The sequence below is a fragment of the Neobacillus jeddahensis genome (genome assembly GCF_000612625.1).
In the GTDB taxonomy this organism is placed as follows: Bacteria; Bacillota; Bacilli; order Bacillales; family Cytobacillaceae; genus Neobacillus; species Neobacillus jeddahensis.
In genome coordinates this window covers 1-12,291 of sequence record NZ_CCAS010000090.1, presented here as the reverse complement: position 1 = coordinate 12,291, position 12,291 = coordinate 1, and the positions used below count along the sequence as shown (strand labels likewise).

11 protein-coding genes are annotated in these 12,291 nt (G+C 41.2%); 1 reads left to right on the top strand and 10 read right to left on the bottom strand.

The window, feature by feature from the left end; genetic code table 11:
• The 3 genes from TY15_RS21865 to TY15_RS21855 form a co-directional block, all read right to left on the bottom strand.
• Positions 1-916: molybdopterin-dependent oxidoreductase (locus tag TY15_RS21865; RefSeq protein WP_042375567.1), on the bottom strand; the 916-nt coding region annotated here is incomplete at its 3' end.
• Between the two features lie 74 nt (positions 917-990).
• A complete protein-coding gene (locus TY15_RS21860; RefSeq protein ID WP_040206685.1) occupies positions 991-1,188 on the bottom strand; it encodes a DUF951 domain-containing protein in 198 nt (65 codons plus the stop codon).
• 16 nt (positions 1,189-1,204) lie between these two features.
• Positions 1,205-2,089 (bottom strand): mechanosensitive ion channel family protein, encoded by an 885-nt coding sequence (locus TY15_RS21855; protein ID WP_040206683.1) that lies wholly within the window; start codon positions 2,087-2,089, stop codon positions 1,205-1,207.
• A gap of 159 nt (positions 2,090-2,248) precedes the next feature.
• Here TY15_RS21855 and yyaC point away from each other — a divergent pair, with 159 nt between their 5' ends.
• Entirely contained in the window at positions 2,249-2,863 is a 615-nt protein-coding gene (yyaC, locus tag TY15_RS21850) for a spore protease YyaC (RefSeq protein ID WP_040206681.1), read from the top strand.
• 41 nt (positions 2,864-2,904) lie between these two features.
• On the opposite strand, the gene TY15_RS21845 is transcribed toward yyaC, so the two are convergent.
• From TY15_RS21845 to mnmE, 7 genes are all read right to left on the bottom strand, one after another.
• Positions 2,905-3,618, bottom strand: coding sequence for a DUF554 domain-containing protein (locus tag TY15_RS21845; protein WP_040206680.1), 714 nt, complete (start codon positions 3,616-3,618; stop codon positions 2,905-2,907).
• A 131-nt stretch (positions 3,619-3,749) separates the two neighbouring features.
• Positions 3,750-4,598, bottom strand: coding sequence for a ParB/RepB/Spo0J family partition protein (locus tag TY15_RS21840; protein ID WP_040206678.1), 849 nt, complete (start codon positions 4,596-4,598; stop codon positions 3,750-3,752).
• A complete protein-coding gene (locus tag TY15_RS21835; RefSeq protein ID WP_040206676.1) occupies positions 4,591-5,352 on the bottom strand; it encodes a ParA family protein in 762 nt (253 codons plus the stop codon). Before TY15_RS21835 ends, TY15_RS21840 begins: the two co-directional genes overlap by 8 nt.
• A 1,351-nt stretch (positions 5,353-6,703) precedes the next feature.
• A complete protein-coding gene (gene noc / locus TY15_RS21825; protein ID WP_040206671.1) occupies positions 6,704-7,579 on the bottom strand; it encodes a nucleoid occlusion protein in 876 nt (291 codons plus the stop codon).
• 147 nt (positions 7,580-7,726) lie between these two features.
• The gene (gene rsmG, locus TY15_RS21820) at positions 7,727-8,443 is read right to left on the bottom strand and encodes a 16S rRNA (guanine(527)-N(7))-methyltransferase RsmG (RefSeq protein WP_040206668.1); all 717 of its coding nucleotides are present in this window, start codon (positions 8,441-8,443) and stop codon (positions 7,727-7,729) included.
• A 354-nt stretch (positions 8,444-8,797) separates the two neighbouring features.
• Positions 8,798-10,687, bottom strand: a complete 1,890-nt coding sequence (gene mnmG / locus TY15_RS21815) for a tRNA uridine-5-carboxymethylaminomethyl(34) synthesis enzyme MnmG (RefSeq protein WP_040206665.1) — start codon at positions 10,685-10,687, stop codon at positions 8,798-8,800.
• 54 nt (positions 10,688-10,741) lie between these two features.
• Positions 10,742-12,127 carry a tRNA uridine-5-carboxymethylaminomethyl(34) synthesis GTPase MnmE gene (gene mnmE / locus TY15_RS21810; protein WP_040206662.1) on the bottom strand — a complete coding sequence of 462 codons (1,386 nt, stop codon included), beginning with the start codon at positions 12,125-12,127 and terminating at the stop codon, positions 10,742-10,744.
• Positions 12,128-12,291: the final 164 nt, after the last annotated feature.

The following is a 12,291-nucleotide window of genomic DNA, read 5'->3' as shown; positions in this document are numbered from 1 at the left end:
CATCAATCATACGAATCGTATTCCCGCCGTTAGCATAGCGCTGCATACCTAGACCCATGTAAGTAGAGGTTGGTTTATCCGCATAAATTTGGGCCAACTGTGTGATTGCTTCAGCCGGAACTTCCGTCATTTCACTAATCGTTTCCAGCGAGATACTGTCCAGCAGCTTCACTAAATCGGCAAAGCCTACTGAATGATAATCGATGAATTCTTGATCAACCAAAGCTAATCTAATCAGTTCCTTGATGATTCCTGCTGCTAAAAAGCCATCCATTCCCGGTTTGATGGTGATATGGTCATCGGCAATCTTAGCCGTCGCATTAAAGATAGGATCAATCACATGCAAGGAGGCACCCCGTTTTTTGGCCTCTAACAGCTTTTCGTAAAAATGCATATTTGTCCGGGCAACATTTCTTCCCCAGATAATAATATGTTTACTATTGAAAATGTCGTTCGGCGCATGGCTACAGGCATTGCCAAAATCCCATTTTTGCGCTTCTATTCCAGAGCCCCAACACAGTGAACCATACAGCTCGGTTACGCCACCATAACAATTAAAAAAGCGCTGATCAAGATTTTTTAATATGCCGCCATTGGCATAATCGTGACTATGGAGGACGGCTGCTGGACCGTACACTTCTTTTATTTCTACTAACTTTTCGGCTATTTCATCCAAGGCTTGTTGCCAAGAAATCTGCCTAAATTCACCGTTTACCTTTTTTAACGGGTGTTGGAGGCGCTCTGAAGAATTCGTTTTCGTTTCAAGCATCCGACCTCGGCCGCAAATTTTCCCTTTGGTAATGGGGTGGGTCGGATCCCCCTCAACCTTTGTCACCCGATTATTTTCTACTGTTACATTGAAACCACAGCTATCCCAACAATTCAAAGGGCAAGCCGCTTGGAATATTTTTGACAATCTCTCCACCCCCGACATGCTCAACTCTATATTAGACTACATCATACACCAATCTAAAAAAAGAAGCATGAACATTACTCTTCATGCTTTACTAAAATCTTCTTCATTTTCCGGGAAAACTCTTTTCTTGGGATTAGGACACTATGCCCGCAGCCCTCACATTTAATCCTGATATCCATCCCTAACCGAATAATTTTCCAGCGATTAGTTCCACATGGATGCTGTTTCTTCATTTCGACCACGTCGTTTAAGGAAAACTCTTTTTCTTCCATTTAGTCATCCCTCCCGTTAAATTCCTGGTTCTTTCTGATTTCCTGAATCCTTTGAATACATAACCATCCGTGGATAAGGAATCTCGATCCCATGCTCATCTAAATATAGTTTAACATCTTTACGAATTTTTCTTGCAACAGATACATGCTTCATCGGCAAGGTCTCAGCGACAATCCGCAATGTCACTTCTGATGGACCTAAGGTTTGCACCCCAAGCAGTTCAGGTGTCTTGATTAAATCCTCATATTGTTCAGGCATTTTTTCAAGCAATTCGCCAATCACCTTCTCTGCTTTTTCAATATCTTCCTCATACGCAATCCCAACATCTACAATGGCAATACTATTATTAATTGAAAAATTTGTTACCTGCACAATACTCCCATTTGGTAAAATATGCACTTCGCCTGTCCAACTTTTTATTTTGGTAGTTCTTAATCCAATCGTTTCGACAGTACCTTCAAATTGATCAATCCGCACATGGTCACCGACCGAAAATTGATCTTCAAAAATAATAAAAAAACCGGAAATAATATCCTTTACTAAACTTTGTGCACCAAAACCTACTGCTAAACCAACAATCCCTGCCCCAGCAAGAAGTGCTTGCACATTAATTCCTAAGACAGAAAGGACCATCATAATAGCAATAAAGTAAATCACATAGGTGAGAACACTATCCAATAGCTTTGAAAGAGTGTCCTCCCGGCGTTCTGATGTACTCAGAGGTGAGAGCGTTCTAATTTTAAAAATATTATGGATAGCTACCTTGCCAATCCGGACGATGATATTTGCGACAACTAAAATGGCAATAATTTTAAGTAAACCCTCACCAAGATTGAGCCATGTATCTTCGTTTTGAATTTTATTTATTTCATCTTGTAATTCCTTTGTATTAAGACTCATGTATGCACCTTCCTTAACCCATAAATACCAACTCTATTTTAGCAATTTTTCGACGTAGTTAATAGCATAATGAAATTTACTTTTTTTGCCTCCTCTATGTATAGATTTTCGGAATTTTCCGTATAATAATAAAACTTACTATACTTAGGGGGAGACCGGATGAGTCTAAAGACAAATTTTTTTGATAGGAGGGGCAAGGTACGGATAGTACACGATGATTTTCAAGCGGTAGAAAATCTGGCAGAGGAGCTACTTCTGAACATTCCTAATGTGACAAGCCGACCGATTGTGTTTGTTTGTATTGGGACGGATCGCTCGACTGGTGATTCGTTAGGACCGCTAGTTGGGAGCTTGCTAGAGGAGAAGAACCTCTCATCCTTTTACGTGTACGGAACATTAGACCAGCCCATTCATGCTGTAAATCTTGCCGATAAGTTAAAAGAGATTCATGCCATTCATGTTAATCCCTATATAATTGGTATTGATGCCTGCTTAGGGCGCATCAAAAATGTCGGTGTGATTCATCTGGGAAACGGACCTGTTAAACCTGGTGCAGGCGTTAACAAGGAGCTTCCAGAAGTTGGGGATATACATATTACTGGAATTGTCAATGTCAGTGGCTTTATGGAGTATTTTGTTTTACAAAATACTCGCTTAAACCTTGTCATGAAAATGGCAAAAACAATCGCAGCAGGTATCTATAAGGCAAGCCAGCTGTATCAAAAGGAAAACTGGGCAGAGGTAGACTGGATAGAGGATGAAAAGACCAATTAAAAGAGCAATCAAAATTGATTTGATTGCTCTTTTACCATTTATTAGGAAAAATGATGATATTGATAAAGAATCGTGACAACGATCCCTGTTACGACAATCCCCGGAAGAAGATTGGCCACTTTAATTTTGACGATGCCTGTCAGGTTTAAACCGATCGCAAAAATCATGATTCCACCTGTGGCCGTCATTTCGACAATAAACTGATCCATTAATGCTTGAGGCACAAACCGATCAATCTGAGTAGCAAACAAGGCAATTAACCCTTCATACAGAACAACTGGGATGGCTGAAAAAATAACGCCAATTCCTAAGGTTGTTGTTAAGATTAAAGCTGTGAAGCCATCAATTAGGGATTTCGTATATAACACATCATGATCGCCGCGGATCCCGCTATCAAGTGCGCCTAGAATGGCCATGGCCCCAATCACAAAGATTAACGTTGCCGTAACAAATCCTTCTGAAATACTACCTTTGCCGTTCGAGCCAATCTTACCCTCTAGCCACTGACCTAATTGATTTAACTTATCTTCTAATTTCAATAACTCTCCTATCACTGCACCACCAACTAGACTGATGATAACAATCAGGAAATTTTCACTTTTGAAACCCATCTGCAGACCCAACACCATCACAGATAAGCCGATCGCAAACATGACCGTCGCTTTCATCCCCTCGGGAATCCGGTTTAACAGCTTGCCAAGTAGTGTTCCGATAATGATTAATATCCCGTTTACGAGTGTTCCGATTAAAAACATGATGATTTCACCTATACTTCGCCTTTCTTTTAAAAAAAATAAACCATCTAGAATGGTTTATCCTGCATGAACCCAGCAGGGCAAATCCAATCAGCAGGGGATAGGACCCACTACTGACTGGAAACTGGAACTTATAATGAATCGTTCTGATCCAGCATTTCGAGAATCCGTTCCAGATCCTCTTGAGAGAAAAATTCAATTTCAATTTTCCCTTTGTTCTTATTTTGCTTAATGTTAACAGTTGTACCAAAACGTTCACGAAGAGTATGCTCTCGTTCCTGTAAAAACACATCTTTTTTCTTTTCTGGCTTTTTTGTTTCACGTGAAACATTTTCATTTAATTGCTGAATGATCTTTTCAAGCTGGCGGACATTGATGCCCTCATTGACTACCTTTTCCACTAAGGTAGGTAGTTTTGCTTTTTGCCTTAATCCTAATAAGGCGCGACCATGCCCCATCGAAATTTTCCCTGTAGAAATGAGTTCTTGAATGATCGGAGGAAGAGAAAGAAGTCTGATATGGTTAGCCACATGCGGACGGCTTTTCCCTAAACGCCTAGCCACCTCTTCCTGGGTCAGCTTTAATTTTTCAATTAAAGTTTGGTAGGCTAGTCCTTCTTCAATCGGATTTAGATCCTCGCGCTGTAGGTTTTCAAGAACAGCTAACTCCATCATTTGCTGTTCAGAAAGCTCACGGACAACGGCAGGCACCGTTTCCAGCTTTGCCTCCCTGGCTGCACGGAAACGTCGTTCGCCAACAACGATTTCATAGCCTTTTATACTCTTCCGAACAACAAGCGGTTGGAGGATTCCATGCTCTAAGATGGATTCTTTTAATTCCGTGATGGTCTCGGATTGGAAGGTTTTCCGTGGCTGATAAGGGTTGGGGCGCAGCTCCTTCAGCTTAATCTCCTGAACGGTTTCTTCTTTACCCACCTCACTAAAAAATGCATTTAGGCCTTTTCCTAAACCTTTAGCCATTCGAAACCACTTCCTTTGCTAAATCTAAATAAACTTCAGCACCTCGAGATTTTGAATCATATGTGATGATCGGCTCCCCATGGCTTGGCGCTTCACTTAGACGCACATTTCTTGGAATAATGGTTTTATAGACTTTATCTTGAAAGTATTTTTTCACTTCTTCAATGACTTGAATCCCAAGGTTTGTCCTCGCATCAAGCATGGTTAATAAAACGCCTTCAATTTTTAAATCTTGATTTAAATGCTTTTGAACAAGTCGGACCGTATTTAATAATTGGCTTAACCCTTCCAATGCATAATACTCACATTGGACAGGTATTAACACGGCATCAGATGCTGTTAAAGCATTCAGTGTTAATAGCCCTAGAGATGGCGGACAATCAATAATAATATAATCAAACTGATCTTTTACTTCTCCAAGCGCTCGTTTTAAGCGAACTTCTCTTGAAATAGTAGGAACCAATTCAATTTCAGCTCCTGCTAGCTGGATAGTAGCAGGTAATGCATATAAATTTTCAACGGATGTTGATTTAATGACATCTTTGGCTTCCACATCGTCTACTAACACATCATAGATACACTGTTCAACTTCTGCCTTTTCAATTCCAACCCCGCTCGTTGCATTTCCCTGCGGGTCGATATCAACTAATAAGACTCGATTCCCTATATGTGCTAAGCAGGCGCCTAGGTTGACAGAGGTTGTCGTTTTACCGACTCCACCTTTTTGATTCGCGATTGAAAGGATTTTCCCCACGTTGTCACCTACCCTTATTTCTCAAAAAATTTTGAACTTCTAATCTAGTAAATATGATTAATTATCCCTTATAGGGACAGGAAAGTAAAATTCCATTCCTCTATTTTATCATGATTTTGATCCTTGTTGGTTTTTTTCTAAAAAAATTCCAATAGGCGTAAAAGCTTATTTTTACCAATTAATTGTCGAATTGATAGAAATGGGAGCCGTTTAATAAGTGTTTGTGGGTTTCCGCCGCAATCATAAACGTTAGAATTGCCAAATAAAAAAACCAAACAAAGGAATTGTTTGATTCTCAGATTGCCGAAGAACATTCGACAGACTTACCTCCTTTAAGAAAGAATAGATTACTAGCTTTACTGTCCAGCAAAATATTCGTATAAATATCAAGGTACTGAAAAAGTATCATAAATTTTGGCTGCATTAAATTTGGAGGATGATTTCCGCTCCAGGCACTTCGCTTTCCGCGGGCGGCACAGGGAGCCTCCTCGGCGCAAGCGCCTGTGGGGTCTCCCTAGCCCCGTCCTCCCGCAGGAGTCTTCGTGCCTTCCGCTCCAATCAATCGAGTCCAATTTCACAGCCAAAATTTAAAAAGGTTTCATTCCTTATTCAAGAATTAAAAAAATTCTCAAAAAAAGGAGGTTATTTAATGCTAACTGACCGAACTTTATCTGATTTATTACACATAGAAGATTTCATCCAACTACTAGTTTATACCCTAAGTGGAGATTTACATATAATAAAGAACATGATTGTTCGTTGTTCAAATAACCAGGAATTAGTTTATAGGCAACAAACAGTGGTTATAAAAAAGATAAATCATTTCCAAAGAAATGCGTGAATTATCCTCTCTTTTCCCAATTATTCGATCTAAGAATAAAGTTAAAGTCTTCTCCCGTATCGTCTAGGAAGAGCATAAAGAACAAGAGAGACTAAATCACTTATCAAATATCGGGGATAATGCTTTATAAATATAGAAAAATAAAAAATTGCAGACTCAAAAGAACTACACGGTTTTCGCTTTTTCCGGTACTGAGAAAAAGTGAGCAAGCTCTTCCAACTGCAGCTTACCAAAATAGGAAAAAGATCATCACACACCCAGCAAGACTATGTCAAGTTGATTGGAGCGGAAGGCGCTCGACTCCTGCGGGAGTACGATGCAGGTGAGACCCCACAGGCGCCAAAGCGCCGAGGAGGCTCACCGGAACGCCCGCGGAAAGCGAGCGCCTGGAGCGGAGATCAACTCTCCTGGAAACCTTTAAAAAAAGATTGCCGAGAGAAAATACCTCTTTCTCGACAATCAGAAAAAAACCAGACTTAGGCTTGTCTGGTTTTTTTAGATCAATATCATTTATTTTTTCTTTGGAATCCGAATGGTGAATTGGTAAAATTCGTCAAATTCTTCTTCTTCAGCGTCCAGATTGATCCCGCTATCTGTCACCATCGTTAGTGATTGACGAATCGTATTGACCGCAATTCGCATATCTTTACTAAAAGCCTTCCGTTTCGGCTTTGGTTTCGCATCTTTTTGCTCAAGCAACCGAACAACCCGTTCTTCCGTTTGCTTAACATTCCAATTCTTCTCAATAACTTCAGCTAATAGTGCCACTTGTTTTTCGGGATCCTTAAGCGGAATAAGGGCACGTGCATGGCGCTCTGTTATAATTTTATTTAATAAGGCCTCTTGAATTGGCTGCGGTAATTTAAGCAGGCGCAGCTTGTTCGCAACAGTTGACTGACCTTTCCCAAGGCGCTGGGCTAATGCCTCCTGCGTCAAATTGTGCAGCTCTAGCAGCTTGCCATACGCAATCGCCTCTTCAATTGGGGATAATTCTTCTCGTTGTAAATTCTCAATGAGGGCAACAGATGCCGTTTCCGTATCTGATAAATTCTTAACAATAGCTGGTGCTTCTGCCCAGCCAAGCTTTTTCATTGCCCGCCAGCGCCGCTCCCCAGCAATGATTTCATATTTATCAATCGCAAACTCTCTGACGACAATAGGCTGAATAATCCCGTGTATGTGAATCGTTCGAGATAATTCTTCGATTTTATCTTCATCAAATACCGTCCGTGGCTGGAATCGGTTTGGAATGATTTGGTTAATCGGTATTTTCTTTATCTCTTCGTTTCGTCCGATATCCAGCTCTTGATCCAGCTCTTGATCAACCTCAACCTCTTGTTCTACCTTATCGCCGAGGCCAAAAAAGCGTGTAAATGAACTCTTCATCCCCAACACCACCTTTACGAAACTCCCTATTATTTATTCTCTATACTAATAAATTCTTCCTGCTTAGGATACCACTTTTCAAAAAAATTGTTATTCTATTATTAATTTAGGCCGACATAAGGTCAGCCAAATTGAGGAAATCCCTGCTTACTCAATCGGGGATTTTGCTGGCGTCCCAGGCTTGCGCGGATATTTCTTTGGTGTTTGTTTTTCCTTTTTAATCACTAAAATGGTTCTTTCACTATCTTCCATTGGCAATGTAAAGGTAAATATATTTTCTACCTTACCACCCAATGTCGTAATTGCTTTTTGGCCAACCTCTAATTCGTCCTTGGCATGTAAGGCCTTCATTGCAATAAAATGTCCGCCCACCTTAGCAAGTGGTAAACAAAATTCGCTTAACACAGACATTCTCGCTACTGCTCTTGCCGTCACCACATCAAAGCTCTCTCGATAATTTGGATTTACCCCAAACGTTTCCGCACGATCATGAACAAAATGGACATTTTCCAAATGTAGGACCTCGGCAAGATGATGTAAAAAGGAGATGCGTTTGTTCAATGAATCAACAATTGTCACTTCAATATCGGGAAAGATAATTTTTAATGGAATACTCGGGAATCCGGCACCCGCTCCGACATCACAAAGATGGAAGGGCTTCGTAAAATCAAAATAGAACGAAGCCGTGATCGAATCATAAAAATGCTTTAAATACACTTCTGTCTTTTCCGTGATAGCTGTTAAATTCATTTTTTCATTCCACTCGACCAATGTCGTAAAATACGTCTCGAATTGATCCAGTTGTTTTTCCGAAAGGGTAATCCCCTTTTCTCGAAGGTTTGCTGTAAATTGTTCGATGTTCATTAACAAATCTTCCTCACTAACTATCCAGCGAAAGCCCCTGACTAGGTGCTTCCGCTTTTCTATTTGTCTAGCTGCAGCGCCTAGGGGCTCGGGGTCATAAGCCAATCCATCAAGAAGGTTAAAGGGCAACCTTCTCGCTGGCTCGTCTTATGCCTGTCGCCCCTTATCAAGGCGCTTCCGCTTTTCTATTTGTCTAGCTGCAGCGCCTAGGGGCTCGGGGTCATAAGCCAATCCATCAAGAAGGTTAAAGGGCAACCTTCTCGCTGGCTCGTCTTATGCCTGTCGCCCCTTATCAAGGCGCTTCCGCTTTTCTATTTGTCTAGCTGCAGCGCCTAGGCGCTTCCGCTTTTCTTCTTATTCGTTTGCTACTTTTGCAATTCGCCCCTGTTCTAAGTAAACGAGTAAAATTGAGATATCAGCGGGATTTACACCGGAGATACGCGATGCTTGGGCAAGTGATAACGGTTTGATCTTCTTGAGCTTTTGTTTTGCTTCCGTAGCAAGGCCGTTAATCGCATCATAATCGATATTTTCAGGGATTTTCTTGTTCTCCATTTTCTTTAGGCGTTCAACTTGTTGGAGTGATTTTTCAATATATCCCTCGTATTTCATTTGAATTTCCACTTGTTCCTTTGTTTCTTCATCCAAGTCATGTTCACTTTTTGTCAGCTTTTCAAGGAGCGCATAATTCATTTCCGGCCTTTTTAACAGATCGGAGGCACGAATTCCATCTTTAAGCTCACTTCCACCAATGCTGCGAATTAATGCTTGAACTTCCTCATTTGGTTTAAGGATGATAGATTGCAATCGTTGTTTTTCCGCTTCAATTGCTTCTTTTTTCACTACAAAAGCCTGATAGCGATTATCAAGAATCAAGCCAATTTGATGACCCATTTCCGTTAGGCGTAGATCGGCATTATCATGGCGCAATAATAGACGGTATTCTGCCCTTGAGGTTAACAAACGATATGGTTCGTTTGTCCCCTTTGTAATCAAATCATCAATTAACACACCAATATAGGCGTCAGAGCGACTAAGTACTAATTGCTCACGATCTAATGCATTTAATCCAGCATTAATCCCAGCCATTAGTCCTTGACCAGCTGCTTCTTCATAACCAGATGTCCCATTAATTTGCCCTGCTGTATATAAATTTTTGACGACCTTTGTTTCTAAGGTTGGCCATAATTGAGTAGGGACAATTGCATCATATTCAATCGCATAACCAGCTCGCATCATTTGCGCATTTTCTAAGCCGGGAACCGATTTGATAATTTGCTGTTGGACATCCTCCGGCAAACTAGTGGATAGACCTTGGACATACACTTCTTTCGTATTTCTTCCTTCTGGTTCAAGGAAAATTTGGTGACGCGGCTTATCATTAAAGCGAACGACCTTATCTTCAATCGATGGACAGTACCTTGGACCTGTTCCTTTGATCATCCCAGAGAACATCGGGGAACGATGTAGGTTGGCATCAATGATTTGATGGGTTTGCTCATTGGTATAAGTTAACCAGCATGGAAGCTGATCGGTAATATATTTCGTTGTTTCATACGAAAAAGCCCGTGGAACTTCGTCACCTGGTTGAATTTCCGTCTTACTGTAATCAATGGTGTTACTATTTACCCGTGGCGGGGTTCCTGTCTTAAAGCGGACTAGCTCAAAACCAAGCTCTTCTAAATGCTCAGACAGCTTAATCGATGGCTGCTGATTATTTGGTCCGCTGGAATATTTCAATTCACCAAGAATAATTTCGCCGCGTAAGTAGGTTCCAGTCGTGATCACGACTGTCTTGGAGCGGTAGGTTGCACCTGTCTTCGTAATGACCCCTTTTACGATGTCATCCTCGACAATCAATTGCTCGACCATGCCTTGTAATAAAGTAAGGTTTGGCTCTTCCTCAAGGGTTTTCTTCATTTCATTCTGGTAGGCAAATTTATCTGCCTGGGCCCTCAATGCCCGTACTGCCGGTCCTTTACCAGTGTTAAGCATCCTCATTTGAATGTAGGTTTTATCAATATTTTTGGCCATTTCCCCGCCGAGTGCGTCGATTTCACGAACGACGATCCCCTTGGCTGGTCCACCCACAGAGGGATTACATGGCATAAAGGCAACCATATCTAGGTTGATTGTGATCATTAACGTATTGGCGCCAAGTCTTGCAGCGGCAAGTCCTGCTTCACAGCCAGCATGACCGGCCCCCACGACAATGACGTCATAACTTCCTGCTTCGTATTGCATTTGTTTCCTCCTTTTCCGTTTAATACGGAAACGTAACTTTCATCTATAAGCTTTCTATTTGCCTAAACAAAATTGGGAGAACAACTGGTCAATCAGGCTCTCATGTACACTGTCACCAATAATTTCTCCGAGTAATTCCCATGTTCTCGTTAAGTCAATTTGAACGATATCAATCGGGGTACCCATTTCTACCCCTTCAATCGCTTCTTCTATTGAATGAAGACTTTGATTTAAGACCGCAATATGGCGGTTGTTTGACACATAGGTCATATCACCCGTTTCAATTGATCCGGCAAAGAATAAAGAAGCAATTGCTTCCTCGAGCTCATCCACGCCCCGATCCTCAAGTAGAGAAGTTGTCACTAGTTTATGCTCTTTCGTAAGCTCCTTAACCCGTTCCATGTCGATTTGCTGCGGCAGATCCGTTTTATTGACGATTACAATGACATCCATCCCTCTGACTACTTCAAAAAGATTTTCATCCTCAACCGTTAGCGCATCCGCGTAATTCAATACAAGTAAAATCAAGTCTGCTTCTTTTAAGACTTGACGAGAACGCTCCACACCAATCCGTTCTACGATGTCCTCTGTTTCCCTGATCCCTGCCGTGTCTAACAATCTAAGTGGCACACCGCGCACATTCACATATTCCTCAATGACATCACGGGTGGTTCCAGGAATATCCGTGACAATCGCCTTATTTTCATGAACAAGGCTATTTAATAACGATGATTTGCCTACATTTGGCCGGCCCACAATGACCGTCGATAGTCCTTCACGTAAAATTTTCCCTTGCTGCGATGTTTGCAATAATTTTTGAATCTCTTCGCGGACAAAGTGAGCTTTTTCGATTAGCATCTTATGGGTCATTTCTTCGACATCGTCATATTCTGGATAATCAATATTCACTTCCACGTGGGCTAGGACTTCTAATATTTCTTGGCGTAATTTCCGGATGAGCTTCGATAAGCGTCCTTCCATTTGCCCAAGTGCCACATTCATAGCCCGATCGGTTTTGGCTCTAATTAAATCCATTACCGCCTCTGCCTGTGATAAATCAATCCGTCCATTTAAAAAGGCGCGTTTTGTAAACTCGCCAGGTTCCGCCAATCTCGCTCCATATTTCAACACCTGCTGGAGAACTCGATTAACAGAGACAATCCCGCCATGACAATTAATTTCCACTACATCCTCTTTTGTAAATGTCTTCGGGCCTTTCATAACGGAAACCATGACCTCTTCGACCACTTCACCACTTTTGGGATCGAGCAGGTGACCATAATGAATCGTGTGGCTTGCCACGTCAATTAGCCTTTTACCAGCTATTCCTTTAAAAAGCTTGTCAGCTATTTGAATGGCCTCATCACCACTTAACCGAACAATCGCAATCGCACCCTCACCCATTGGCGTCGAAATTGCAGCAATTGTATCAAATTCCAATTCCCTCACCTCACAACAAAAAATCTACTCTATATGAAAAATGTTATTTTTACATCAAAATATTAGAATACCACATCAGTTTCTGTTAAAAAAGCAAACAATTTCATCGTTCACTTATCCACAACAACAGTTTATCCTTTTTTCATTTTAACTTATCCACATGT